The organism is Dactylosporangium sp. McL0621 (genome assembly GCF_049995355.1).
Taxonomy (GTDB): Bacteria; Actinomycetota; Actinomycetes; order Mycobacteriales; family Micromonosporaceae; genus Dactylosporangium.
Map to the genome: position 1 here is coordinate 4748994 of NZ_CP188259.1, position 26500 is coordinate 4775493.

A 26500-nucleotide genomic window follows, 5' to 3' on the forward strand; every position below is an offset into this window, starting at 1 on the left:
GATGGCGAGGCTGATCTGGAACGGGACGGGTGTCGTGGCCGTCGGTAAGTCGGTCCCCAGCGACGAGGTCAGGCTTTCAACGCCGAAGGTGCACGGATGGACGTTCGGCCGGCTGGCTGAAGCCGATGCTGTCGCTGCTGTAGTCCGCCTTCCGGTGGATCTCCACCTCGTAGCGCGCGGCGAGCGGCGCACAGCGCGACAGCGCGGAGGGCGACCGGCCAGGCGCGGCCTCTCGCGACGGGCTAGCCTGCGGGCTGAGGGGTAGCAGTAACGCGTCGCAGTTCGGCGAGTCGGGATACGGCTGGAGCTTGCCGAACGTGGTCCAGCCCATTTTGCGTATGCGATCTGGGCGGCGGTGTTGTCGTCGCGGACGAGAAGGGTCGCGCCAGCTTCTGGGCGCTCGCGCAGAAGCTTGTTGTGGATGGCGCGAGCTCGAGGTGGTCAGCTTGATGGCCTTGATGGTCGGCTCGAAGCACGCCTGTCAGATGTATAACCTTGCTACGTGGAGACTGACGTGCGCCTCACCGCTGGAGCTGCCGACCTGGCGCCCTCGGCGTAGTTGCCGCCACGGTCCCGGCAGATGATCTCCGCCCCTGGATGACGCAGCCAGTCGGCGAACGTATCAGCACCACGGCCTTCCAGCACGTCAATCGGCCGATGCGTGTCCATGTCCAGCAGGATTGTTGCGTACGTCGCGCCGCGGCGGATCGCGAAGTCGTCGACGCCTAACACCCGTTGGCCGGCCCTGACCTGGGGCACAGGTACCGCCCGCAGCAACCGCAGCAGCGTTGATCTACTGGTCTTGATCGCTGTCCGCGCCGCCAACCGTGCGCCGGGCCGACCCGCCAACGCGCGTGCGATTGTCTCCAGCACTCCACGCAGCAGAACGCTCATCCGCCCATACCGGATGGTGAGCCCCGGTACCTGCTCGACGAACGTCCGCCGGGCACAGGCCACGATCATGCACAAGAACCGGCGTACCAGCAGCCGGACCACGACCGACCGGCCGCCGACCGCGAGATCAGCAACCGCCGCACATACCTGTCATGGACCCGGCCGGCCGCCTTTCCGCACGCTGGGCAGTTCCCCGAGTGGGCCTTGGCCTGGGCGTCGACCCACACCACGCCGCCGTCCTCGACAACGGCTACCACCCGCACTGCCGCCAGCCCTGGGAACAAGACTTCGATCAGCTTCGCATCGATCACTGCGAGATCATGACCGGCCGTTGCGCTGCGTCACGACTCCCCGGATTTGGGGCCAGATCCCATCGCTGTGGCGCATCGCAGCGGAGTAGGCGGGCAGGGTGGCGAACGGCGGGCAGCGGGCGCTGCGTGACCCTGTTCGCCATCTGCGCCGGCGCCGCGGTCGTGGGCGCCCTGCTGGCGCTGTTCATCCCGCGCCACGCCGCCAGTTCGGACGCCGCCCTGCCGGAGTGAACCGGACGCCGACGCCGGCGCCCGGGACCGTCCCCGGGGCCGGCGCCGGCCGGTCAGGATCGCTGTCTCAATCGACGGCGAGCTTCGGCGCCGGGTGCAGCGCCTCCAGCGCGGCGATGATCTCGCGGCCGACCAGGTGGGCGGGGCGCATCGCGTCCACGGAGAGCAGGATGCCGCGCAACTTGTACCAGGCGGTCACCGGCGCGGTCATCCGGTGGTACCGATGCAGCCGCTCTCGGATGACGGGCTCGGTGTCGTCGGAACGGCGGCTGTGCGCACCGCGGGCCAGTAGGCGCCGGGTCACCTCTTCGTCGTCGGCGCGCAGGTGCAGTACCACGTGAGCGTCCGGGCCGGCCTCCGGGCCGGCCTCGGAGGCCAGCCGGCGCAGTTCGCGGGCCTGTTCGACGGTGCGGGGCATCCCGTCCAGAACGTAGTGGCCGTGGGCCGCCATGACCCGCCGGAGCGCGTCGTACAGCAGCCCGTCGGGCACCAGCTCGCCGCGGTCCAGGTAGCCGGCGGCGGCCCGGCCGATGTCGGTGTCGCGAGCCACGTGGTCGCGAAGGATGTCGCCCGAGGCGATGTGGGGGATGGAGAAGTGCTTGGCGATCAGCGCTCCCTGGGTGCCCTTGCCGGCGCCCGGCGGCGCGATCATCAGGACTCGCATCCGAGTGTCTCCTGCTTCTCGTCGTTGAGCGGTCAGGTACTGCACTCGAAGCTACGGGCGCGCCCGGGGGCCACCATCGGCACAACTGCCGAACGTTTCGCCCGCACATGTAGGCGGTAACGCCTACCCGGCGCCGGGCCGGGTACCTGGTATTTGTGCTGGACCATCGGGAGGCCCTGGCCGGGTCGCCGCCCGTGCCGGGGACGTACGCCCCGCTGCTGCGCAACAAGCTCGTGGCGCCGCGGCTGTGGCCGGGCTGCCTGGAACGACCGGAGCTCGTGGGCCGGGTGGCGGCCGGCGCCGGCCCCGGCCGGCTCACCTTCGTCGGGGCGCCCGTCGGCTGCGGCAAGACGACCCTGCTGGCGCTGCTGACGCGGACCGTCGTCGCCCCGGCGCCGTGGGGCTGGTACATGGCCGACCCGGCGGACAACTCGGTGCTGTCCTTCTGGGCGTACGTGCTCGCCGCGCTGGTGGACGCGGCCGGCGAGGCGGCCGGGCGCGCAGCCCGGGTGCTCGCCGCGCCGGGCACGACCGTTCTCGACGACGTGCTGCCGGCGCTGATCAACGATCTGACCACCCTCTCGCACCCGGTCGCGCTGGTCATCGACGACTACGACGTGATCACCGACCCGCGCATCCACCGCACAGTCGGCTTCCTCGTCCAGCACCTGCCGCCCACCCTCAGCCTCATCGTCAGCAGTCGCCACCGGCCGCCCGCCGAATGGCGGATCGGCCGGCTGCGCGGCCGCAACCTGTTGCAGGAGCTCGGCCCCAAGGACATGCGCCTCACCCGCGCCGAGGCCGCCGGGCTGCTGGCCCGGGAGATGGGCGCCCCGCTGCCGGACGCCGATGTCGACCTGCTCTACGACCGCACCGAGGGCTGGTGCGCCGGCATCCACCTCGCCGCGCTGTCGCTGCGCGGGCGCGACGACGTCCACGAGCACATCGCGTCGTTCTCGGGCACGGACCGCCACATCGCCGACTACCTGATGTCCGAGCTGCTCGACCGCGAGCCCGCCGCGACGCGTACCTTCCTGCGCCGCACCTCGATCCTCGAGCGGATCTGCGCTCCGCTGTGCGACCACCTCACCGGCAGCGGCGACGCCGCCGGGCAACTGCTCCGGGCCGAGTGCGACCAGCTGTTCCTCGTCGCCCTGGACAACCGCGGCACGTGGTTTCGCTTCGAGCGCCTGCTGCGCGACATCCTGCGGCGCGAGCTGGACCGGACCGAGCCGGAACTGGTTCCCGCCCTGCACCGGCGGGCCGCGGAGTGGTTCCAGGACGTCGGGATGCACACCGACGCAGTCCGGCACGCGGTCGCGGCCGGTGACTCGGGCATGACCAGACGGCTGATCTGCGACGACTACTTCCGCGTCGCCAGCTCCGGGCGCGTCTCGACGGTGGTCGGCTGGTTCGAGGCCATCCGCGACTCGATCCTGCACGCCGACGGCGAGTTGCTCGTCGCGCGGGCCATGGCCGCTTTGTTCAACAGCGACCTCGATGACGCGCTCGGCTGGCTGGAGGAGGCGGCCGGCGCGGCGGGGGACGATCCGCGGTTGCGCGGCTCGGTCGAGGCGAAGACCGCGCTGGTACGCCAGATCCACGCCTACTGCGACGGCGACACCGGCGCGGCGTGCCGGCTGTCCCGCGACGCGCTCGAGAAGATCGGCCGCGACGACGTGTGGTACGGCGCCGCCCTCTCCCACGCCGCCTGCGCGGACATGCGCCTCGATGACGACGATGCGGCCCTGCACGCGTTCCGCCGGTGCCTGGCCCGGGCCGAGGCGTCCGGCGACCACCTGCTCGCGGTGCACTCGATGGGCGGCATCGCCCGCGTCTACTACGCCCGCGGCGAGCTCGAGCCGGCGCGCGAGTGGACCGGCCGGGTCGAGCGCGACGAGCGGTGGCAGAAGCTCGACGAGCACTGCCTGACGTACGCGCGGCACTTCGTCGGCGGCCGTCTCGACCTGGCCGACGGCCGGCCCGAAGCCGCCGAGCCGCGCCTGCTTCGGGCGCTGGAACTGGTCAGGCGCGGCCCGTACCGGATCGAACAGGCGGAGGTGCTCGACGCCCTGGCCGAGACCCACGAGCGGCTCGGCCGCCCGGAGGACGCCTCCAGCCTGCGCACCGAAGCCCGGCGCATCCTCAGCCGCTGCCGGGACCCGGGCCGGCTGATCGTGTCGCACTCGGCCCTCAAGCGCGTCCCGGCCGTCGCCGGGCTCACCGAGCGGGAGGTTGCGGTGCTTCGCGTCCTCGCCGAGGGCCTCACCAACGCGCAGATGGCCCGGCGGCTGCACGTCAGCGAGCGCACCGTGGCCGCGCACCTGCGCGCCGTCTACCGCAAGATCGGCGTCGCCAACCGCAGCGCGGCCACGCGGTACGCCCTGGCCCACCACCTCGCCGACGGAAACCACCGCTAGAGCTTCCTCAGCGTGAAGGGAAACCACGGTGACGCAGGGTGAGACCGTGCCGGTCCACGACACGATCTCGCTCGTGCGCGCCGCGCAAGGCCGGGACGTCCGGCGCCACCTCCGGGCCGACCATCGGCGGCAGCGGCCGCACCTGGTCGAACACGGCCGACGGGTTCGCCTCCACCGGCGGCACCACGGGCGGCGCGAGGCGGTCGACGGTCACCGTCACCACGTACGCGGACCTGCTCAAGTACGCCACGTCGAGCTCGGCGTACGTCATCAAGGTCGGCACGACCATCCCGGTGCCGACCTACGGCTACGAGATCCCGGTGACGTCGAACAAGACGATCATCGGCGCTGGCAAGTCCGGCCGGATCAAGAACGGCGGCTTCTTCCTCGGCGCCGGCGTGCACAACGTCATCATCTGCAACCTGACGATCGGGGACACCGCCGTCGCGTCGGACGACCCCGACGACAAGGACTTCGACTACGACGGCATCCAGATGGACAAAGCCGATCACGTGTGGATCGACCACGACACGTTCACGAACATCAACGACGGCTACATCGACTCCCGCAAGGACACCAGCTACCTCACCGTGTCCTGGAACGTGATGGGCAACCACAACAAGACCTTCGGCATCGGCTGGACCGACAACGTCACGGCCCGCGCCACGATCCACCACAACTGGATCCACGACACCACCCAGCGCAACCCCCGGCGCCGACAACCTCGCCTACGCGCACTTGTACAACAACTACCTGCAGAACATCACCAGCTACGGCAACTACTCCCGCGGCTCGACCAAGATGGTGCTGGAGAACAGCTACCTCGACCACGTCAACAACCCGTACTACCCGGACAGCACCGCGCAGCTGAAGCAGAGCGGGAGCATCCTCGTGAGCTGCACCGGCAGGAGCGACACGTCCGGCTCGGCGTTCGACCCGCACGGCTTCTACCCTCGATGCGGCCGCCGACGTACCGAACATCGTCAAGACGTACGCGGGCCCGCCGGCCAACATCGGCGGATAAGGGAATCACACCCATGAATTGCTGGCCGCGTGCGCGTAGGCTTCCGCGCCGTGAGTAGTGCTGACCGGGCACCGTTGAGCCGTCGCCTCGCTGGGCTGGCGCCGGCTGAGCCGGCGGAGGGCGTCTCCCCGCAGCTGCACCACGCGTTGCAGGGCTGGCTCCAGCAGGTCCTCGTGGGGGTTGCACCCGATCGGGTCGTGCGGCCCAGCGCCGACTACGGCTCGGAGGTCCGGCAGATCATGCTGCGCCTCGGCGTCGATGTCCCGCCGTGGCAGCTTCCGCCGGAGCTGATCCTGGACGCCGTCGACGCAACCCTGGGGATGCGATCGTGGGTCGGGTCGGATGGGGGGAGCCCGTGGCCGCTCGCCGACATCCTGACCGCCGCGAACTCTGTCTGGAGGGTGGCGAAGCAGACGGACGGCCGGCTCGGCCTGGAGCGCCGCATCGACGCAACCGTGACCGCGGCCGTCAGCGAAAGCGCGCGAGCAGCTCCCGCGCAGGCGGCCGAGCACCTTCGAACCGCCTGGCAGGCCGCGTACGGCCGCGATCCCGACCCGGACAAGGTATTCAACGAGTCGATCCGCGCCGTGGAGGAGCTCGCATGCCCGCTGATCCAGCCCAATCTCGCAGCCCAGAACCGGGCGACGTTGGGCACAGCTCTCGGCGAGCTATCCGGCAACGCCGCCCACCTATGGCCGGCCTGCTGTCCGGTGATGAGGGTGGGGTGGTGGTTGGGCAGGCGGCGGTGCACGGTCTGGGCGGTATCGGCAAGACGGAGCTGGTGCTGCACTACGCGCGGGAGTACGCCGGCCGGTATCGGCTGGTGTGGTGGGTGACCGCGGACACCGTAGAGAATGTCGGCCTCGGTTTGGCGGCGCTGACCCGTCGGCTGCATCCGGTGGCGACGCTGGCCGATGCGCAGGCTTGGGCGGTGGGCTGGTTGCAGTCGAACCGGGGCTGGCTGCTGGTGCTGGACAACGTCGAGCGGGTCGAGGACATCGCCAGCTTGCTGGGGCAGGTGATGGGGCGGGGTCACGTGGTGGTGACGACCCGCCGTGATCTGGGCCGGGCGCGGTGGGCCCGGCTGCGGTTGTCCCCGCTGCGCCTCGGCGTGCTGGATCGGGCTGCCAGCGTCACACTACTCACGGAGCTGACCGGGCTGCCGGATGCTGCGGCGGCGGATCGGCTCGCCGCCGACCTGGGTGATCTTCCGCTGGCCTTGGAGCAGGCAGGGGCGTACATCAGCCAGCATGAGGGGCTGGGCTGCGACGAGTATCGGGCGCTGCTGGCCTCGCAGTTCGCCCGGTACGCGGCCGAGGGTGGGGAGGGTGGCGCCGCGCAGCCCACCGTTGCGTCGGTCTGGCAGGTCACCATGAACGTCACCATGAACACGGTCCGGGCCAGGTCGGCGCTGGCGGACCGGGTGATGCGAGTGCTGGGGTGGCTGGCGCCGGAGGCGCTGCCCGACGACGTGCTGCTACCACTGGCCGACAACCCCACCGACCTCGGCGACGCGCTTGCCCTGCTGGTGTCGTACAGCATGATCGGCCGCAGCGACGGGACCGTGAGCGTGCACCGGCTGGTCCAAGCCGTTACCCGCGCCGAGACAACACCGGACGGCCTGGACGAAGCCGTGCGGCTACTTTACGCAGCGTTGCCGGACGATCCGTCCCACAACGTCGCCGGCTGGCCCCGGTGGAACGAACTGCTGCCGCACATCGATACGGTGCTGGCCCACCTGCCCCGCGCCCACGACAACGCTGCCGCGTTGTACATCGGCGACCGCGCGGCAACCTACCGCGAATCCCAAGGTCAAATCGCCGAGGCGGTTGCGGCGTTCGAGCAGCTGCTCACCGACTGCGGGCGGGTATTCGGCGAGGACCACCCCGACACCCTGGCCGCCCGCAACAACCTGGCCGGCGCCTACCGGGATGCGGGTCATGTCACTGAGGCGGTCGCGGCGTTCGAGCAGCTGCTCCCCGACCGCCGGCGGGTGCTCGGCAACGACCACCCCGACACGGCCGCCGTCCGCGATGGCCTCGCCGCTGCGCGTGAGGCGATGGACGGGCCTGATGACGGATCTGCAGCCCATGCGTCTAACTGGGCGTGACCAGCGATGAGTCCGGCATGTCGGGGCGATGCCTCCGTGCATCCTCCGCACGGCGCGTGTTGATCTGGACGATGGCGGCCACGGCTGGAACAGAGGGGGCGCGACGCGGCTCCCACCCCCTCTGTTTCAGCCGTCCCTCCTGAGGTTCAGGGACAGTCGCGATCAAAGTGTCCCCGGCATCTATGTTGGTAAATGGCCATTCCAGGGACACGAGGGACAGAAGGGAAAGCCAGGGCGACAATGTGTGAGCACTGCGTCGTCCATCGGGTAGGGTCGATCTTGCGACTCGACGGCGATGATCATCGATGGTGAGTTCGTCGAGCAGGCGGCTCCACGACACTGGCGCCGCCCCGCACACCTACGCCGCTGGCCGCGCCCGTGCGGTCGTGCTGCCCAACGTCGCCACCGCGACCGGCATCGGGTCGGGCACGGCGCATTCGTGGAAGCCGGGCGGCGCGGGGAACATCAGGTTCGATGGTCGTGATTCCCGTCCCGGCGGCGGAGCAGGATCTTGAGGACCTGTTGGGCGTCGCGGCGGCGGGCCGGGGTGCGGGCGAGCAGCGCGGTCAGCGCTGCGGTGGTGACGATGAGCGTGTACAGGGTACTAGCGGCGCCGGTGAGGACGGCGCCGTCGTGGATCAGTCCGGAGAGTGTCGGCATCGAAGGGGACTCCTCGTCGGTCGTTCGGTGCCCTCCGGTCTGCCGGTCCGAGGGGTTTGTAGCAAGCAGCCATCGGCTACCGTCCGGGTATGCGTAGGCCACGGCCTGTGAGGAGGTGTCCGGTCCTGATCCGGACCGGAGGGCACAACCGATCCGGGCAGGGCACGCGATGACGGAACGATCGGTGCCGGAGGAGTTCGCCGCCGAACTGCGCGCCCTGCGTTCCGCAGCCAGCTCCCCGACCTACGGCCAGCTCGTGTATCAGGCCAGCCAGCAGCGGCCGCCCGTGGTCTTGACTCCGCAGTCGCTGTCGGAATGGTTCGCCGGCAAAGCGGTGCCAGCGGACCCGGCCGCAGTGCGCCCCGTCCGGCGGCGTAAAGGTACCCGAGCCGAAGTGCTCCTGCTCGCCAATCGTCTGGGCACCACCGGGGTGCAGACCCAGTTGGATTCGTAGGAAACGTAGAGGGGCAGGGTAAGCCCGGCGGTCACGGCGTCGAGGTCGGCGGTGACGCCCTTGGCGAACTTCGTGATGCCGGGCAGTGCCGCTGCTTCCCTGTGGTGATCCAAGCGCCGAGCCGCTGCCCGCGCAGGCGGGTGAGCATCTCGGCGAACGACCGCACCAACTCGGCTGCGGCACGCAGTTCCGGACAACGCCCGAAGATCGCCTGCAGCTGCTCGGTGTCGCGGTCGGCGAGGTCGTCAGGCCGCCGGCAGATTTACAAGTCCTAACAGAATGATCACTTGATGAGTCGGCGGTAGCAGATGATGGAGCAGGCGAGGCTCATGAACGCTTCGTGGATGTCGTCGCGGATCTCCCAGCGGATGCGGAGGCGGCGGAACCAGTGCAGCAGCGCGACCGTCTGCTCGACCACCCAGCGGTGAACGCCCAGCCCGGAGCCGTGCTCGACGCCGCGGCGGGCGAAGTAGGGGGTGATGCCCTGATCGCGGACCCGGTCGCGGTAGATGTCGAAGTCGTAGGCCCGGTCGGCGTACAGGCTGTCGGGGCGTCGGCGGGGCCGGCCGCGTTTGCCACGTATCGGCGGGATGGCGTCGATCAACGGCAGGAGCTGCGTGACGTCGTGGCGGTTGCCGCCGGTCAGGCTGACGGCGAGTGGGATGCCCGCGCCGTCGGTGATGACGTGGTGTTTCGAGCCGGTCTTGGCGCGGTCGACCGGGCTCGGTCCGGTTTTGGGCCGCCCTTCAGGGCCCGCACATGCGAGCCGTCGATCACCGCCTTGGACCAGTCGAGCTTGTCCGCGGCGCGTAGCTCGGCCAGCAGGAGCTCGTGCAGACGTTGCCAGACCCCGGCCTCGTGCCACTCGGCCAGCCGCCGCCAGCAGGTCATCCCAGACCCGAAGCCCAACTCCTGCGGCAGGAACTCCCACGGGATCGCCGTGTACAGCACGAACAGAATCCCGCACAGCACCTGCCGGTCCGGCACCCGTTTCCGCCCGGGGTTACGCAACCGCCGCGGGTGCCGGGGCAACAGCGGCTCGATCCGCTCCCACAACCCGTCCGGCACCATCCATGGTGGCTGCTCGCCCTTCCGCACGGTCGACACTATAGATCATCGTCCACAAAGGACGGAAGTCCCTAGATCATTCTGTTAGGACTTGTTAGCTGGTCACCTGCCGCACCGATGGTGGGCGGCACACCGCCGTCAGGTCGCGCTTGCTGCGGTACTGCAGCACGCCGGCGGGATCATGACCCGCTACTGCCACATGCGGGAGAAATCCAAGGTCACCGCCGGGCTGACTGTGGCGGCCGGGCAGCCGATCGGGATCAGTGGCTCCACCGGCCACTCCTCCGGACCCCACGTGCACTACGAGATCCACATCAACAGCGACCACAGCAAGAACGGCGCCATCAACCCGATCGAATTCATGAAGAAAGTCGTTGCGTGCGAGGAGCGCGGGACCCTGGCACCGTCCTCCGGAGCGGGAGGACGGTGCCCCGATCAGGCCGCCGTTCCGGTCGGTGTCAGTGGTATCCGGCGGCGACGATGCTCGCCTGTACGGCGTCCTCGGTCGTGTCGTTCGGGTAGCCGGCCGTGACCGCGCCCTCGAAGAACTCGCCGATACCGGCGTGACTGTTGTCCCCGCCGGTACCCAGCAGGATGGAACTGTCCAGCTTCATCGGCGAGTACCCGTTGGGCAGAGGGCCGGAGTATGGCCGGGTCAACCCACCGCTGGTGGCATTGCCGTACTTGAGGGTGAAGTTGCTGGTGCCGTTGTTCTTCTCCCATGCGGACACGAACGGGAAGTGCACGCCGGAGTTGTTCGGGTCTTTGTTGGAGCCGGTGTTGGTGTGGTACATGCCGTTCTCGAGATCGGCCTCCACCCACGGGCCGGTGCCAACGCACGGGTTGTTCGCCCAGGTGCCGAACCAGCACGCGGTACCCCATTCGATCGCGTTCATCGTCGCGTTGCCCGTGTCAGTGTGCGAGTTCTCGCCGCTGCCGTAGTCGAAGCAGCACTGGTCGTTCACGTAGTTCGATGAGGTGACCATGTAGATGCCCTCAGGCTGGGACCCGGTCGGCGCATTCTTCGCGTTGTCGATCCGGTACCCCACGCCGGAGGTGACCTTGACGCCGTACGCCTTTTGACCACCGACGGTCACCGGCAGCGCCTTGGCGTCCGCAGGCACGTCGGCGCCGTTCGGCCCCGGACCCTTCCACAGGCCACCCCAAGAGACGGGCAGATCGTTGTGGTTGGCCGTCTGGTCGTAGATCTTCGTGATCGTGCAGGCGCTGTTCGCGCAGAACGTGTCCTGTGCGACGGCATTGGTCACGCCACCGGCAGACTGCACCCCGACGTCCAGGTACTGCTTGTCGGACGCGCGCTGCACCTGGTACAGCGGCCCGTTGTACGCGGCGAACAACGCCCGGGTGGTGCTGTGCGCCGCGATGCACGGGGTTCCGCCGGCCGCATAGAGATCACACGGCCGGCTCCCGGGCGGCGGCGGGCTGCTGCTCACCGGCGGGCTGCTCGACGGTGGGGGCGTCGATCCACCGGAGACGATCCACTGCTGGTTGCCCTGACCGTTGCAGGACCACAGAATGATCTTTGTACCGTTGGCCGTGCCGGCACCGTACGCATCCACGCACAGCCCGGACTGCACCCCGGTGATCGTTCCGTTCGAGTTGAAGTTCCACTGCTGGTTCGTCTGGCCGTTGCAGTCCCAGATGATCACCTGGGTCCCGTTGGACGTGCCCCGCCCGTTCGCGTCCAGGCACTTGCTCCCGTTGTACACGGTCAGCTGCTTGCTCGCGGAATACGTCCAGCGCTGTCCGGTCGCGCTGCCACAGTCGAACAACTGGACCTGGGTGCCGTTGGTGGTTGTGGAGTTCGGCACGTCCAGGCAGCGCCCGGACTGGCCGCCCACGATCGTGGCGTCCTGGGCGGCGGCTGTCGCCGCTGACGCGATCCGAACAGTGACGATCCCCAAGACCATGGCGAGAACGACCGCGGCCAGCGAGACGGTACGCCTCAGTGGTCGTCCCGACCGTTGGACTGCGGGTGGCTGTGCGCCCATCTGAACGATCTCCTGTCAGGTCGGAGCCGGCATGAGGTCACGACCGTCAACTACCGGCTGGCGTGGAGGTCGCCGGGCCGGACCGCTCCGGGGACCGGCGAGGCGGTGAACATATGCGGGCAGGGTGCTAGCGAAGGCTCCAGCGCTGGTTGGCCTGGCCGTTACAGGACCAAAGGATGATCTTCGTGCCGTTGGCGGTGCCGGCCCCGCTGGCGTCGAGGCACAGCCCGGACTGCACGCCGGTGATGGTGCCGTTGCCGTTGACGTTCCACTGCTGGTTGGCCTGGGCGTTACAGTCCCAGATGATGACCGCCGTGCCGTTGCTGGTGCCCTGACCGTTCGCGTCCAGGCACTTGCTGCCGTACACCTGCAACTGCTTGCCGGCCGTGTAGGTGAAATGCTGGTTCGTCTGGCCGTTGCAGTCGTACAGCTGGGCCTGGGTGCCGTTGGCGGTGCCGGCGTTGGGGATGTCCAGACAGCGGCCCGACTGGTTGCCGACGATTGCGCCGCTCTGCTGGCCGCCCGGCGGTGGGCTGCTGGCCGGTGGCGTGCTGGGTGCCGGTCCGCCGCCGAACTGGGTGAAGAAGCTCCACACCAGGTCCTTGGTCCAGGTCATCCAGCCGTCGCAGGTGCAGCCGTCGATCGGGCCGGGATCGTGACCGGCGCCGTCGAACGCGGCCCACACGACCGGGTAGCCGGCGCGGCATCCGGAGTAGGCCGTGACGACGTGGGTGAGGCTGCCGCTGGCCGGCTCCGGCGGGTTCTGCGGGGTGCAACCGTTGTTGCGCACGAACGTGTCGCGCAGCGAGCGGCCCGACGCGATGTTGAGGACGTTGTCGCGCAGCCCGTGCATCCCGATGTACGCCACCGGTTGGGTACCACCGGCGCAGCCGCTCAGGTTGGCACCCGAGTAGACCGCAACCGCCCGGAACACCGTCGGGCGCGCGCAGGCCAGCGCGTAGGACATCGCCCCGCCGTAGCTGAATCCGCTGGAGAACACCAGGGTCGTGTCGATGCACAGGCCGGACTCCAGCTGCCGGAGCATGTCGTCCACGAACGTCACGTCCTGGCCGCCGGAGTTCGCCCATCCGTTGTTGAGGCCCTGCGGCGCGACGAAGACGGTGCCGTTGCCGGCGTTGTCGGACAGCCGCCGCAGCCCGTAATAGGACCAGTTGTAACCGTCGGTGCCGCCGGAGTCGACGCCGTTCGCCGTGCCACCGTTCCAGTGGAAACCGAAGATCAGCCGGTACGCGTGGTTGCTGTCGTAGTTCGCCGGGACCCGCAAGATGTAGCTGCGGTTCTGGCCGCTGCTGCTGATCGTGTGCGTGCCGCTGGCCAGGGTGGGCGCGTGACCGCACCCGGCCGTCGCGGCGTACGCGGACGGCAGGGCCGAGCCGGGGGCGCCCACGACGATGCCGACGGCGGCGGCGACGAGAGCGGCCGCGGCGGCGAACACACCGACGGTGCGCCGTCGCGATGCCGCCCTCACTGGCGTGTCCACTTCTGGTTGGCCGCGCCAGAGCAGGTCCACAGCTGCACCGCGGTGCCGTTGGCGGTGCCGGAACCGGTCACGTCCAGGCACAGTCCGGACTCGCGGCCGACGACGGTGCCGTCGCTGTTGAGCGTCCACTGCTGGTTGGCGCCGCCGTTGCAGTCCCAGATCTCCACCTTGGTGCCGGTGGCGGTGGCGTGCCCGGGCACGTCGAGGCACTTGTTGCCGTATACCTGCAGCGCGCCGTTGGACAGCTGCGTCCACTGCTGGTTGGTGCCGCCGTTGCAGTCCCAGATCTCCACGGCGGTGCCGTTGGCGGTGGCGCGCCCGGTCACGTCGAGACACCGGTTCGAGCCGTTGCCGCGCAGCGCGAAGGAGGTGCCACCGCCGGGGCCGCCGCTGCCGCCGGAGTTGTTGGTCTGGTTCCATCCGTACTGCAGCCGGTCCAGTCCGGACTGGTTGTTCAGCGACAGCGAGAGGTTGGTGCCGCTGCCGTTGACGGTGGTGATGGCGCAGGAGGCGTTGTCGCACGGCCCGGGACCCTGGGTCTGGCTGAGCGTCTTGACCCCGGTCCACAACACGGTGCCGATGCCCTGGCTGCGGGCGGTGTCCGTGACGGCGTACAGGTAGGAGATGTTGTTGGTGCCGTCGCGGGGGCCGTTGTAGTTCACGCCGGTGGTCATCGGCACGCCGAACTCGGTGATGACGGCCCGGCTGCCGTAGCCGCAGAGGTTGCCCTGCAGGTCGCTGACCCAGCCCGACTCGGTGGAGTGGGAGTCGCCGAACATGCTGTAGATGTGCAGCGACAGCAGCGTGCCGGACAGCCGGGAGTCGCCGCCGACGGCGCACAGGTTGTTGTCGGAGTACTGGCCAGGCAGGATCATGCGGCTGCGGGGGATGCTGGAGTAGCGGTTGACCCAGGCCGCTTCGGTGTTGGTCAGATCGCTGGCGCTGTAGCCGTACGGCTCGTTCATCATGTCGAAGTAGACGTTGCTGTTCCCGCCGTATTTGGCGACCACGGTGTCCCACATGGAGTTGAACGCGTTGGTGTCGCTGATCTTGCCGCCCTGCAGCCACGGCGTGATGATGACGTTCATGCCGAGCGCGTTAGCCGCGTCGTAGGCGCCGACGAGGCTGTTCCACCAGCTCGACGAGGTCGTCCAGGTGTTGATGCCGAACCGTACGGTGTTGGCGCCCAGACCCTTGAATCCCTTGAGGACGTTCGTGGCCTTGGCGTAGACGGTGGCATAACTGTCCGATGTAGACAACCCGACCGGGGTGTTGGGTCGGGTGATGAAGTTGTCGTCGGGGTCGGCCCAGTTCACGCCGTGGAACTGGGAGGTCGCGGCGCTCGCCGGCGCCGCCGTGCCGAGCTGGACGCCGACCAGGCCAGCGACGGCCAGCCCGAGTGCGGCACCGGCCGCGGCGAGTCGCCGCAACCGCGGTCTGTGCAGTGTCATGGGGTGTCTCCTTCGTACGCCTGGGCGGCATTTGTGCGGAGAGCGCCTTATGTGAGCGCTAACAATCGGAGCTGGACCGATCGACGGGGTGCGACAGGACGACTCACGGTTGGACGGGATCGCACAAAAGCGAACCGATTCGGACGCGCGTTGCGCCAGGATGCTCTCTCCCGGGAGGCGCGTCAAGACGGCGGTGAATGTCTGCGGGCGACCCGCACGCCCGGTGCCGTGAAACTTCCACCGGCGCCCGTCCACGGGCATGCCTACCACTGCCGAATAGTCGCGCCGGACCCGTACGGTCGGGCGGTTTACCGATGGACACCCGCGGCGTACCCAGGGCGAGCTCGTCGGTCTCGGCCATCGGGTCGGCGCCAGCACCATCCGCCGCATCCTCGCCGGGTCGAGGGTCGATCGCACCCCGCGCGAGATGCACGCCGGCTGGCGTCGCGACCACCACAATCGATCGGCATTGCCGCCCGCGGCAGCCCACACCGACCACCGGTGACTGTCCGGCCATGGTGTGCGCGCGTTGCGCCACAGTGGAAACCAAGATCGCCGCCCAGGTCCGTCCGGCCGTCCGAGTGGCCGCCCTTGTGACGAAGCGGCAATCACGCGAAAGGCGGTGGTGACGTTGTCCCGTCCGTGCCGGTCGTAGCGTCGTTGGAGGCACGCAGCGGCTGTCGACACGGGACGTTGGGATGCGCGGTGGGCGAGTCCATCGTCCGGAGCCAACGGGTTTGGCGAGGATCGTCGTGCCATCGTGGCACGTCGGCTGCTCTTGGCGATCGGTGTTGCTCGTCTAGCGGTGCGCAGCATGGCTCGTTCCGGACCGGAGAAGCGTTCCCACAACCGCTCGGCGAGGCGTCGGGCCTCGAACTGCTCGGTGCGCGTGCCCGGCTTGGTGATTCCCTCCGCGAGGGACGCCGCATCCGCCAACGACGGGTCACCGCTCATAGGCCCAGCGCCATGACCCGCATAACGGGCGTCCCGTTCGCGAAGAGCCCGCGAATCCGCCTTGGGCGGTCGTTCGGATGGTGGCCGGTGTCGCGAGGGTGGCCGGCTGTTTGTCTGTGCATGATTTTGAACGAATATGTTCGAATGATGGTGCGGCCGGTCAAGCCGGATTATCAACGTGTTGCCGGGGGTTCACGGCCTCCGGTCCGAGGCGGGCACCGTCCGGGCCGGCGGGAGCGGCGCCTCAATGTCCGGGGGTCCGGCCCGGGCACGGCGCCGGCCTCCGGTAGTGGTCCCGGACCACCGGCTGAGAGGAGAAACGCATGAGCATCGGCACGCGGATGAGGGCCGCCGGGCTGGCCGCGGTAACGGTGCTGGTCGCCACCGGCATTTCGGTCGTCCTGGCCGGTCCGTCTGCCCATGCCGCCACCGCCCAGTTCAGGGGCATGAACTGGGCGGTGCTCGGCGACAACTTCAACAAGAACCCGCTCGTCCCGCAGGGCCTGAGCCAGTCCGACAGCAACGCGACCGTGCGGGCCAAGGCCAACGCTCTCTACGACGACATGGCCGCCACCATGGGGGTCAACACCGTCCGGCTGCCGGTCAACACCTACACCGTGTCCAACACGACCTGGTGGAACGCCTACCGGGGAGCCATCGACGCCGCCACGGAGCGCGGGTTCAAGGTCATCCTCGCCTACTGGGAGGACGCCGCCTCCGCCTCGGGCGGCCGGATCACGAACCTCGGCGCGTGGAACTCGATGTGGTCCACCGTCACGGGCACGTACGGCTCCAACGCCAACGTGTACTTCGAGCCGATGAACGAGCCGCACGGATACAGTTCGGCCGAGTGGCGCGACGTGGCCGCCAACTGGCTCAGCTCCCACCCCTCCGCCGCGCCCGGCCGGGTGCTCATCGGCGGCACCGGCTTCAGCCAGGACCTCCGGGACGTCTGCAATGACAGCCGCTTCAACGCCACGCTGCTGTCGTTTCACTACTATGCGTTCTTCTACGGCGCGATGACCTACGACGAGTTCCGCGGCCACATCCAGACCCGCCTAGGCAACTGCGCCGCGCGCGCGGTCGCCACCGAGTTCGGCGCGCCCATGGACAACGGCCTCAACTACGGCGACGCGAACAGCACGGACAACTTCGTGCGCTACATCCGCGCCATGGCCCAGGTCATGCGGGACAACCAGATGGGCGGCACCTACTGGCCCGCTCTGGGCGGCAAGACCAGCAGCCCCGACCACGACTGGTACTCGATGTTCGCGCTGAGCGGCAGCGGCACCGACCTCCACCTGACCGTCCGCAACACCTCCGGCGCCGACCAGGTCCGCTACGCGTGGGGTGACACCGTCGGCGGCGGCCCCACGACGCCGCCACCATCGGGCTCGTACTACCGGGTCACCAACCGCAACAGCGGCAAGGTCATCGACGTCTCGGGGCAGTCCACGGCCAACAACGCCGAGGTCAAGCAGTGGACCTGGTGGGGCGGCGCCAACCAGAAGTGGCGCTTCGACGACGCGGGCGGCGACTACTTCCGCATCGTCAACCAGAACAGCGGCAAGTGTCTCGACGTAGCGTCCGCCTCCACCGCCGACGGCGCGAACATCGTGCAGTACACCTGCGGCACCGGCACGAACCAGCAGTGGCGGTGGCAGGCCCAGGGCAGCTACTTCCGCCTGGTGGCCCGGCACAGCGGCAAGTGCCTCGATGTCTACCAGTCCGGCACCGGCGACGGCGCCGACATCCAGCAATGGACCTGCGGTACCGGCAACAACCAGCAGTGGACGCGCACCGCGGCCTGACGTTCGTCGCCGCCGACCATGACCGGGAGGCCATGGCCGGCGGCAGGTCAGCTCGGTCGCGGCGAGCAGCTGCAAACCACGTCGGACTCGACAATGCAGTCGACCGCCGGGCTACGGGCTCGTGCAGGACAGCGTCGGCGTCGAAGGCGTGCCGAAGCTGAGGAAGCCGAACGTCGTGGACGGCGAAGAACTGATCACGGTCAACGGCAGCGCGATCCCGGGTGCCATCACGTACACGACCACCCGCCGGAAAGAGGGCAAGGTGCCGATCCGGGTTCGCGTGCGGGTGGCCGCCCCGGTACCGGTCACTGTCCCGGCCGCAGGCATGCAGCCGGCCACCAGCAGCGGTGGTTGGCAGGTACGCCGTTGCGCATACTTAGGGCGACTGACCGACGCCGGCCCGGGAGTGACGTCCCAGCAACGCCCTGGGCGACCACGCCCTCATCGAGATCGATCGGGTGCCGAGCATTCAGCCGGATGAGGTCCGGTCCCATGTCAACACCGCGGGCGTCATGGCATCCAAGGCCCCCGGCCCACGGAGGGGCGGGTGAACACGCTCCCGATGGCGGTCGACAGGCTGCTGTCTAAGCGTGTTCGCCCGCCCCGGTGACCTGCCGAGTGGGGGTGTCCCTATGGGTTTGGTCAAGCGGCAGCTGGGCGGGGCTGGTAGGGCACTCAGTCTCGGAGCATCGCGAAGCGGACGTCGCAGCGGCGGCGGGCGAGGCAGATGAGGGCGGCGTTATGGCGTTTGCCGGCGGCTCGTTCGCGGTCGTAGTGGGCCCGCGACCGCGGATGTGACAAAGAGGCGGCTGGGTTCGGCTCGCCTCCAGCGTGACGCGGTGATCGGGGCCGAGCCGCGCCCCGAGGGCTTCCGCCAACGCCGAGACAAGTGCCGGGTCAAGGTTCTGGCCGATCATGAGTTCCGCGACCTCCTCGACGGTCTCGTCCGGCAGTTCGTCGAAGTCGGGGAACGGCGCTTCGCCCGCTCTGTGGAGAGCTACCGCCCGCATCACCAGCACGTCCTTGAGGCGAGGGTGCTCGGTGCGGCGGAGGATGTCCACCGCCTCGCCGGCGACCGTGGCGGCCTGGCGGGCGTCACCGCGCTCCAGCAGCAATCCGGCGAGGGGCTCCAGGCCGAAGGCGTATCCCGGATGCTCACGGCCATAGAAGGCGCGCCGCTCCTCGAGGCCCCTGCGCAGCTCCACCTCCGCCTCGTCGAGCCGGCCGAGGCGGCGCAGGGCAAGACTCACATTCGTCCGGTACGTCAGCTGGTCCCTGCGCGTTTCGTCGTCCCGCCCCGGCACCTCCGCCGCTCGGCGGAAGTAGTCGATCGCCCGCTCCACCGCGCCGGCGGTGAACAGCAGTTCGCCGAAGTCGGACTGGGCCGACGCCCATTCCGGACCGCCCTGCCCATATTCGGCGACGACGGAATCGATCGCCGCCGTCATCATCGCCTCCGCGTCGGCCGTCCGGCCCATCGATGCCGTCAAACATGCCATACCCAACGGTGTGTAGTTCACGACGCCGCAGAGTACGACCGCAGCGCAAGCGCCGCACCTGTCCTCGACCGTCGCCCGGCCGAGGCGCCTTACGAGTACCCCGCCGCCGCCGACCGCGCCTACGCCGGCCACACCGACACCACCGGCCCGGCCACCCGACCTACATCGGCGCCCGCGCGCCATCGGAACGTCGACCGCACGCGGGTAACCCCGGTCCATCGGTTTGTCCGCGGCCTCGCCGATCGCGGCGCGCGTGCGTGTGAGCGCTCACTCGAATCGATTCGAGGGGGCGATTTCAGAGTGGCCCGCAATGCGGCGTCAGTCAAGCGGCAGGCGTCGATCACCCGCTCGCCCGCCGGTCCGAGGTGTCGCCCGCAGAAAGTTTCGCAAGCCGCCGACCTGGCCGGTTCGACCCGCGGCCGGCCGACATCGACTGTGACCAGCATGGATGGGTTGGACGGCTCTCAGGGTGCCGTGACCTGTGCGCGGCCGAGCCCTTGTGTTTTCGGCGCCGGCATGGCAGAACCGGTACCTGGCGCGAATGTTAGCGCTCTCATTCCGGCGGCGGTCGACGCTCCGGAACCACGCCCCAAACGGAGGTGCCCGTGAAGATCAGACCGAAGTCCGCCCGCCGCGCCGTCGTGATCCTGAGCTTCGTGGCCGCGGTCGTCGCCGGCACGACCCTCCCGCTCGTGGCGTCGACCGCCGCCCAGGCGGCCACGTCGGGCCCGTGTGACCTGTACGCCGCGGGAGGCACCCCGTGCGTGGCGGCCCACAGCACCACCCGCGCGTTGTACGCCAGCTACAGCGGCGCGCTGTACCAGGTGCGGCGCTCATCGGACAACGCCACCCGCGACATCGGCTTGCTCAGCGCGGGCGGCTACGCCGACGCGTCCGCGCAGGACTCGTTCTGCTCCGGTGCCACCTGCCTCATCACGATCATCTATGACCAGTCCGGGCGCGGCAACCACCTCACCCAGGCGCCCGGCGGTGGCGCCGCCGGCGGCCCCGACAACCTGGCCGTGGCCACCGCCGCCCCCACCATCGTCGGTGGCCACAAGGCATATGGCGTCTACGTCGCGCCCGGCACCGGCTACCGCAACAACCACACCAACGGCATCGCCACCGGCGACGCCGCCGAGGGCATGTACGCCATCTTCGACGGCACGCATTACAACGGCGGCTGCTGCTTCGACTACGGCAACGCCGAAACCAGTAGCAACGACACCGGCAACGGCCACATGGAGGCCATCTACTTCGGCAACATCAAGGTGTGGGGCTACGGCGCCGGCAACGGCCCGTGGATCATGGCCGACCTGGAGAACGGCCTGTTCTCCGGGGTCAATCAGCACTACAACGCCAATGACCCCACGGTGAACTACCGCTATCTCACCGCCATGGTCAAGGGCGGCGCCAACCAGTGGGCCATCCGCGGCGGCAACGCCCAGTCCGGCGGCCTGTCCACCTTCTACAGTGGAGTCCGGCCGAACGTGTCCGGTTACAACCCCATGCACAAAGAGGGCGCCATCATCCTCGGCATCGGCGGCGACAACAGCAAGGGTTCGGCCGGCACGTTCTACGAGGGTGTCATGACCTCCGGCTACCCGAGCGACACCACCGAGAGCAATGTCCAGGCGAACATCGTCGCGGCCGGCTACGCCACCTCGTCCGGCGGCACCGATGGTCCGCAGAGCAACGTCGAGATCGTGGGTGGCCAGTCCGGCCGGTGCGTGGACGTGCCCAACGGCACCACCACCAACGGCACGCAGGTGCAGCTCTACGACTGCTGGGGCGGCGCACCGCAGCGCTGGTCCTACACCTCGGGCAAGCAGATCACCAATGGTTCCAAGTGCCTGGACGCCAACGGCCGGGGCACCAGCAACGGCACTCAGGTGATCATCTACGACTGCAACAGCCAGACCAACCAGCAGTGGAACCTCAACTCCAACGGCACCATCACCGGCGTGCAGTCCGGGCTGTGTCTGGACGCCAACGGCGCAGCCACGGCCAACGGCACGCCGCTCATCCTGTGGTCGTGCAACGGCGGTGCCAACCAGCAGTGGAGTCTGCGCGCCTGACCGCAATCGGCCCGCCCTGCCTGCTCCTTTCCGGGGAGGAACTGTGTTCCGTCGTTCGAAGCTGTTGAGAGTCAGCGCCGCCATCGTCGCCGTCGGCCTCGCCCCGGTGCTGGCGGTGGCGCTGGACGCCGACCAGCCGGCGAGCGCCGCCGCGGTGACGACCGCCTGGCAGAACGAAGGTTTCTCGACCGACGTCGGCGGCATCGTGTCGCGGGCGAACGTGGTGATCGGCCGGCCCAACACCGCCGCGACGCAGTTCCTGCCGCTGGGCAACGGCTCGTTGGGGGTCGCGACCTGGGCCGCCAACGGCTTCTCCGCGCAGCTCAACCGCAGCGACACCATGCCGTACCGGCTCTCCCCGGGCCAGGTGACCATCGGCGGGCTGTCGGCGATGACCTCGGCCTCGAACTTCGTCGGCTATCTCGACCTGTACAACGGCGTCCTGCACGAGTCCGGGGGCGGCATGACCTTGCAGGCCTGGGTACCCGCGGGCAAGGACGAGCTGATCGTCGACGTGACCGGGGCCAACCCGGGCAACCGGATCTCGGCCAACCTGAACCTGTGGGGCGGCCGCTCGCCGACGGCCGCGGCCTCCGGCGCGATCGCCTCGCTGGCCCAGGCGTGGTCGGACAACTCGCAGTCCGGGCACTCCAACCAGAACTTCGGGGCAATGGCCGCGATCACCGGCGGGGGGCAGAACGTCACGGCTTCGGTGGTCAACTCGACGCAGGTACAGGTCAGCCTCAACCCGAACAGCAACGGCACCTACCGGATCGTGGTCGCCTCGCCGTCGTGGACCGGCGGCAACGCGACAACCACCGCCAGCGCCGTGATCGGCAGCGACACCACCGCCTCGACGCCGAGCCTGCTGGCGTCCCAGTCGGCCTGGTGGAACAGCTACTGGGCCAACAGCGGCCTGATCGAGGCCAGCTCGTCGGACGGCACGGCCCAGTACATGGAGACCCTCAACACCCTGTATCTGTACTTCGAGGCCGGCATCATGCACAGCGGCCAGTACCCGGGCAGCCAGGCCGGGCTGGCCGACCTGTACAACTTCAACCAGGACCATCAGGCGTGGTACCCGGCGGGGTACTGGCTGTGGAATCTCCGCGGCCAGATCACGGCCAACCTCGACTCCGGCAACTTCGCGCTGAACCTGCCGATCTTCGACATGTACCTCAACGACCTGCCCGCCATCGAGTCGTGGACCAGCGCCAACATGAACGGCAAGCCGGGTGCCTGCGTGCCGGAGACGATGCGGTTCAACGGCAACGGCTACTACAACGGCGGCGGCGTCAACTCCAACGCCTCCTGCGCGGTGGCCTCCAGCCCGAGCTTCAACGCCGAGACCATCACCAGCGGCGCCGAGATCGCGCTCTGGATCTGGCAGCAGTACCAGGACACCGGCAACCTCACGTTCCTGCAGAAGTACTACCCGCTGCTCCAGAAGACCGCCACGTTCCTGCTGGCCTGGCAGACGGTCGGCTCCGACGGATACCTGCACTCGGTGGACAACGCCCACGAGACGCAGTGGGCCGTCCAGGACCCGACCACCGACCTCGCGGCCGACCAGGCGCTGTTCACCGCCACAATCAACGCGGCGACCCTGCTGGGCACCGACTCCTCGCTGGTCTCGCGGCTGCGCACCGCGCTGGGGCAGATCCGCCCGTACGCACGCACCGATCAGTCCTCACACAGCCAGTTGCTCGACCAGTCGGCCGACGCCTCCGGCACCGACGTGATCGGCAACTCCTACCAACCGACGGCGGCGACGCACAATGTGGAGAACCTCGGGCTGGAACCCGTGTGGCCGTTCGGCGTGATCGGTGACAACACCGTGATCAACGGGCACGACCTCACCGCGCTGGCCCGACGGACCTACAGTCACCGGCAGTACATCAACAACCCCGACTGGACCTACGACTCGGTCCAGGCCGCCCGCCTGGGTCTGCCCTCCGAGGTTGCCGTTGACCTGGTGAACAGCACGAAGTCCTACCAGGTGTACCCATCCGGGCTGGCCGCCTGGAACCCCGGCTCGCTGGACGAGCCGTACATCGAACACGTCTCCAACGTCGCCGCCACCCTGTACGAGGCGCTCGCCACCGACTACGACGACACCCTGCGCTTCGCCCCGGCCTGGCCGTCGGGCTGGGACGTGGCGGGAACGGTCTATATCCACGGCGGTTCCAAGGTGTACGTCCAGATCGAGGGCGGCACCCTGGCCACCGCCGCGATCCGGGCCGGCAGCACGCAGACGATGACCGTGCGCAACCCGTGGCCGGGTCAGTCGGCCGAGGTGGTCGACGGCTCCACCGGGGCGAGCGTGGTCGCCGCAACCAGCGCCGCGACGCTGCGCGTGCCGGTGACCGCCGGTGGTACGTACCTGGTGCAGCGACCCTCGGCGCCGACCACGTCGCTGCCCTTCGCCCAGGTCACCGGGGCCGCGGCGCGGACCAGCCGGGCGCTGGGCAACGTCTCCATCGGACTGGGCGGCAACAGCCTGCCCGCACCCTCGGGCAACACGGTCACGGTCGCGAACCCGGGTTCCCAGACCGGCAGCGTGGGCACCGCCATCAGCGGCGTCCAGATGCAGGCCACCGACTCGGCGTCCGGGCAGACCCTCACCTACTCGGCCACCGGCCTGCCGTCCGGGCTGTCGATCAGCTCCTCCGGGCTGATCTCCGGCACCCCGACCGCGGGCGGGTCGTTCTTCGTCACCGTGACCGCCACGGACGGCACCGGCGCGTCCGGATCGGCCGCGTTCACGTGGACGGTCAGCGGCACCGGCGGTTCATCGGGTAACACGATCGTCGGCAGTCAGTCGGGCCGGTGTGTGGACGTGACCAACAGCACGACCACCAACGGCACCCAGGTACAGCTCTACGACTGTACGGGCAACGCGAACCAGCGCTGGACGTACACCTCGAACAAGCAGTTGCTGGTGTACGGCAACAAGTGCCTGGACGCGTCGGGCCGCAGCACCGCCGACGGCACGGCGGCGATCATCTGGGACTGCAACGGCCAGCCGAACCAGCAGTGGAACGTCAACTCCGACGGGACGATCACCGGTGTGCAGTCGGGCAAGTGCCTGGACGGCTACGGCGCCGGTACCGCGAACGGCACCAAACTCGTGATCTGGACGTGCAACGGCGGCGCCAACCAGCGCTGGTCGCTGCGCAGCTGACGTGGAACCACCACGGGACCTACCGAAATGGCGACGGTCCCGTGGTGTGCAGGGCGATCGGCAGGTGCGCGAGGCCGCGGAGGTTGGCGTTGCGCCGCCACACCGCCTCCTGCGTCCCGGCGCGCCGTACGGCCGCTCGTCTCGGGCTCTGTTGCATTCGCCGTTCGGCATGATCGAGGCAGGCTTGAGCAGTGAAGTCTCCATGCCGTCGGTGGGTCTCCGCCGCAGTCAGCGTTCGCTGCGTTCCGGTTCCCGCCGGACGTCATCGTGGTCGCCGTCCGGCTGTACCTGCGGTACGGGCTCTCCTACCGCGACGTCGAGGAACTGCTGCTCGAGCGCGGTGTCGAGGTCGACCACGTCACAATCTTCCGTGGGTACAACGATTCACGCCGATGCTCGCTGACGTCGCCAGATTCTGCCGGCATTCGCCTGGTGACAGGTGGTTCGTCGACGAGACCTACGTCAAGGTCGGTGGCGTCTGGCGGTACGTCTATCGGGCCGTGGATCAGCATGGCCAAATCATCGACGTCCTCGTCTCCACCCGCCGGGACGCTGCCGCGGCGCGCCGGTTCTTCGACCTGGCGCTGGCCACATTGAAGGTGACACCCGCCGAGGTCGTCACCGACGCGGCACCGGTGTACCCGGGCGTCCTCGACGAGCTGATCCCGTCGGCGTGGCACCACGTCGAACGCCATGCCAACAACCGGGTCGAAGCCGACCACAGTCAACTGAAACACCGGCTCAGACCGATGCGCGGACTGCGCACCGACCGGACCGCGCAGACGATCATCGCCGGACATGCCTTCATGCAGAACCCTCCGCCGTGGCCACTACGAACTCGGCCATGACGCCCCACCCGGGCTTCGCGTCGCTGCGGCGTTCGCCGAGCTCGCCACCGCCATCTGACGACTGGCCACACACTCGCCCAAACGCGCCCTCCGATCGGCAAACGCAACAGCGCCAAAGTGATCGCCGAGGCAAAGCCTGCGGCGATCATGTACGAAGGTTCGTGTCGAAGGCCCGGTGGCCCCGGCCCGGCTTCCGCTCGACCCTCATCGGGAATCCGCGTAGGACCGCACAGATGCTCGATGTGCGGGCGCCGAAATCCGGTCCATCCTGCTGGGCGACACCGCCGCATCATTGGCCGTGGCTTCGCGCAACGTGAGCATCCTGGTGGCCGGTGCGACCGGGAACGTGGGCCGGCAGGTGGTGACGCAGCGCTTTGGCGAGGCTGACGATTCCCGGTTCGCCTGCTTCGAGCGCCCGGTATCCGGTGCTGCGGTAGAGAGCGATGTTGGCCAGGCTCTGGGCGCCGGTGAACAGCACGACGCGGCGGCAGCCGGGGGCGGCGGCGGCTTCCCCCGTGCGCAGCAGCCACCGGCCGACGCCGTGGCCGCGCAGGTCGGGTACGACGGCGAGCCGGCCGAGGTGCCAGTCGGCGTCGACGCGGCGGCCGCGGACCATGCCCAGCAGGCGGCCGTCGAGCCAGAGGCCGGTCGTGTGCCAGTCCGCCAGCCATCGGCGGACGTCGTCGAGCGATTCGTGCAGTGCCGGGATGGCCAGCGTGTCGTTGGCGATGGCCTCCTCTACCCAGCAGCACCGTTGCAGCACGGTGACCTCGGCGGCGTCGTCGGGGGTCAGCCGGCGCGTACAGGACCCGGGCACCGGGCCGGTAACCGAGCCCGGCTGTGTCCGTTCGCGCAGTGGCCGCAGGGCGTGGGCCACCCGGACCAGCTCGTCCAGCACGGCGATATCCGCCGTGCTGGACGAGTGCCGCGCTTCGCCGGTGGGGATCGCGGCCGGGGCGCGCAACGGCACCAGGCCCAGGGCGGTCGCCACCTGCTCGGTGGGCTGGTTGGCGCGGGTGTCGTGGCTGAGGAAGCCGATCGGCTTCCACGCCCACTCGCGGTCGCCGTCGTCCAGTGCCCGCTGCAACATCGCCGTCAGGTCGCAGTAGCCCTCCGGCATGACGGCGAGGAACCCGTCAGCTGTGCCGGCGAGCGCACTCCGGTCGACGGCGGACGAGGTGGGCCTTGCCGGTACGAGTTCGACGCCGAGCTGTGCTGCACGTCCGGCAAGCGCTTCGGCCCTCCGGGTGTTGCACGTCAGAACCAACACCCGGAGCGGCCTCGTTGACATGTCAACGAGCGTAGTCGCGATTTTGGTGACATGTC

Annotated in this window: 20 protein-coding genes and 2 pseudogenes; 10 read left to right on the forward strand and 12 right to left on the reverse strand. The window is 69.2% G+C overall.

The features are described from left to right. Positions 1-76: 76 nt before the first annotated feature. From ACPPVO_RS22925 to ACPPVO_RS22940, 4 genes are all read right to left on the reverse strand, one after another. Positions 77-331, reverse strand: coding sequence for a hypothetical protein (locus ACPPVO_RS22925; RefSeq protein ID WP_426513223.1), 255 nt, complete (start codon positions 329-331; stop codon positions 77-79). A gap of 167 nt (positions 332-498) precedes the next feature. Beyond that, the gene (locus ACPPVO_RS22930; RefSeq protein ID WP_426513224.1) at positions 499-894 is read right to left on the reverse strand and encodes a transposase; all 396 of its coding nucleotides are present in this window, start codon (positions 892-894) and stop codon (positions 499-501) included. A 65-nt stretch (positions 895-959) separates the two neighbouring features. Then, the gene (locus ACPPVO_RS22935) at positions 960-1205 is read right to left on the reverse strand and encodes a hypothetical protein (protein WP_426513225.1); all 246 of its coding nucleotides are present in this window, start codon (positions 1203-1205) and stop codon (positions 960-962) included. A gap of 298 nt (positions 1206-1503) precedes the next feature. Continuing rightward, positions 1504-2100, reverse strand: a complete 597-nt coding sequence (locus ACPPVO_RS22940) for an adenylate kinase family protein (RefSeq protein WP_426513226.1) — start codon at positions 2098-2100, stop codon at positions 1504-1506. A gap of 155 nt (positions 2101-2255) precedes the next feature. Here ACPPVO_RS22940 and ACPPVO_RS22945 point away from each other — a divergent pair, with 155 nt between their 5' ends. Beyond that, entirely contained in the window at positions 2256-4520 is a 2265-nt protein-coding gene (locus ACPPVO_RS22945; RefSeq protein WP_426513227.1) for a LuxR C-terminal-related transcriptional regulator, read from the forward strand. 7 nt (positions 4521-4527) lie between these two features. On the opposite strand, the gene ACPPVO_RS22950 is transcribed toward ACPPVO_RS22945, so the two are convergent. Then, a complete protein-coding gene (locus ACPPVO_RS22950; RefSeq protein ID WP_426513228.1) occupies positions 4528-4803 on the reverse strand; it encodes a hypothetical protein in 276 nt (91 codons plus the stop codon). A gap of 10 nt (positions 4804-4813) precedes the next feature. On the opposite strand from ACPPVO_RS22950, the gene ACPPVO_RS22955 reads away from it, so the two are divergent. The 3 genes from ACPPVO_RS22955 to ACPPVO_RS22965 all read left to right on the forward strand — a co-directional run bounded on the left by ACPPVO_RS22955 (position 4814) and on the right by ACPPVO_RS22965 (position 7654). Then, entirely contained in the window at positions 4814-5602 is a 789-nt protein-coding gene (locus ACPPVO_RS22955; protein ID WP_426513229.1) for a hypothetical protein, read from the forward strand. Further along, on the forward strand, positions 5595-6380 hold the full coding sequence (locus ACPPVO_RS22960; protein WP_426513230.1) for a hypothetical protein: 786 nt from the start codon (positions 5595-5597) through the stop codon (positions 6378-6380). The genes ACPPVO_RS22955 and ACPPVO_RS22960 overlap by 8 nt, the downstream gene beginning before the upstream one ends. 704 nt (positions 6381-7084) lie before the next feature. After that, positions 7085-7654, forward strand: a complete 570-nt coding sequence (locus tag ACPPVO_RS22965; protein ID WP_426514672.1) for a tetratricopeptide repeat protein — start codon at positions 7085-7087, stop codon at positions 7652-7654. Between the two features lie 465 nt (positions 7655-8119). On the opposite strand, the gene ACPPVO_RS22970 is transcribed toward ACPPVO_RS22965, so the two are convergent. Beyond that, complete coding sequence (locus ACPPVO_RS22970; RefSeq protein ID WP_426513231.1) at positions 8120-8314, reverse strand: hypothetical protein; 195 nt, start codon at positions 8312-8314, stop codon at positions 8120-8122. A 184-nt stretch (positions 8315-8498) separates the two neighbouring features. Between ACPPVO_RS22970 and ACPPVO_RS22975 the strand changes: the two genes are divergently transcribed. Beyond that, positions 8499-8768: a hypothetical protein gene (locus ACPPVO_RS22975; protein WP_426513232.1), complete on the forward strand. Its 270-nt coding sequence runs from the start codon at positions 8499-8501 to the stop codon at positions 8766-8768. Positions 8769-9051: 283 nt separating this feature from the next. Here the strand turns inward: ACPPVO_RS22975 and ACPPVO_RS22980 are convergent. Further along, positions 9052-9839, reverse strand: a protein-coding gene (locus ACPPVO_RS22980) for an IS5 family transposase (RefSeq protein ID WP_426514666.1) whose coding sequence is annotated in 2 segments (ribosomal slippage) — positions 9052-9506 and positions 9506-9839 — 789 coding nt in all. Because the reading frame shifts where the segments join, the coding sequence is not laid out codon by codon here. Between the two features lie 196 nt (positions 9840-10035). Here ACPPVO_RS22980 and ACPPVO_RS22985 point away from each other — a divergent pair. Beyond that, positions 10036-10368 (forward strand): M23 family metallopeptidase, encoded by a 333-nt coding sequence (locus ACPPVO_RS22985; RefSeq protein WP_426514673.1) that lies wholly within the window; start codon positions 10036-10038, stop codon positions 10366-10368. Here ACPPVO_RS22985 and ACPPVO_RS22990 read toward each other — a convergent pair. The 3 genes from ACPPVO_RS22990 to ACPPVO_RS23000 form a co-directional block, all read right to left on the reverse strand. Next, positions 10295-11767 carry an arabinofuranosidase catalytic domain-containing protein gene (locus ACPPVO_RS22990; RefSeq protein ID WP_426513233.1) on the reverse strand — a complete coding sequence of 491 codons (1473 nt, stop codon included), beginning with the start codon at positions 11765-11767 and terminating at the stop codon, positions 10295-10297. The genes ACPPVO_RS22985 and ACPPVO_RS22990 overlap by 74 nt on opposite strands. 208 nt (positions 11768-11975) lie before the next feature. Continuing rightward, positions 11976-13337 (reverse strand): lectin, encoded by a 1362-nt coding sequence (locus ACPPVO_RS22995; protein ID WP_426513234.1) that lies wholly within the window; start codon positions 13335-13337, stop codon positions 11976-11978. Beyond that, positions 13334-14800 carry an RICIN domain-containing protein gene (locus ACPPVO_RS23000; protein WP_426513235.1) on the reverse strand — a complete coding sequence of 489 codons (1467 nt, stop codon included), beginning with the start codon at positions 14798-14800 and terminating at the stop codon, positions 13334-13336. Before ACPPVO_RS23000 ends, ACPPVO_RS22995 begins: the two co-directional genes overlap by 4 nt. 1277 nt (positions 14801-16077) lie before the next feature. Here ACPPVO_RS23000 and ACPPVO_RS23005 point away from each other — a divergent pair. Then, on the forward strand, positions 16078-17565 hold the full coding sequence (locus tag ACPPVO_RS23005) for an RICIN domain-containing protein (RefSeq protein ID WP_426513236.1): 1488 nt from the start codon (positions 16078-16080) through the stop codon (positions 17563-17565). Between the two features lie 1106 nt (positions 17566-18671). On the opposite strand, the pseudogene ACPPVO_RS23010 reads toward ACPPVO_RS23005, so the two are convergent. After that, positions 18672-19283 (reverse strand): annotated as a pseudogene (locus tag ACPPVO_RS23010) (tetratricopeptide repeat protein); the annotation flags it as partial. Positions 19284-19669: 386 nt separating this feature from the next. Between ACPPVO_RS23010 and ACPPVO_RS23015 the strand changes: the two are divergent. From ACPPVO_RS23015 to ACPPVO_RS23025, 3 genes and pseudogenes are all read left to right on the forward strand, one after another. Further along, positions 19670-21142 (forward strand): arabinofuranosidase catalytic domain-containing protein, encoded by a 1473-nt coding sequence (locus ACPPVO_RS23015; RefSeq protein WP_426513237.1) that lies wholly within the window; start codon positions 19670-19672, stop codon positions 21140-21142. Positions 21143-21185: 43 nt separating this feature from the next. Beyond that, on the forward strand, positions 21186-24326 hold the full coding sequence (locus tag ACPPVO_RS23020) for a ricin-type beta-trefoil lectin domain protein (RefSeq protein WP_426513238.1): 3141 nt from the start codon (positions 21186-21188) through the stop codon (positions 24324-24326). Positions 24327-24590: 264 nt separating this feature from the next. Continuing rightward, a pseudogene (locus ACPPVO_RS23025) lies at positions 24591-25232 on the forward strand (IS6 family transposase). A gap of 231 nt (positions 25233-25463) precedes the next feature. On the opposite strand, the gene ACPPVO_RS23030 reads toward ACPPVO_RS23025, so the two are convergent. Continuing rightward, the gene (locus tag ACPPVO_RS23030; RefSeq protein WP_426513239.1) at positions 25464-26465 is read right to left on the reverse strand and encodes a GNAT family N-acetyltransferase; all 1002 of its coding nucleotides are present in this window, start codon (positions 26463-26465) and stop codon (positions 25464-25466) included. Between the last annotated feature and the right edge of the window lie 35 nt (positions 26466-26500).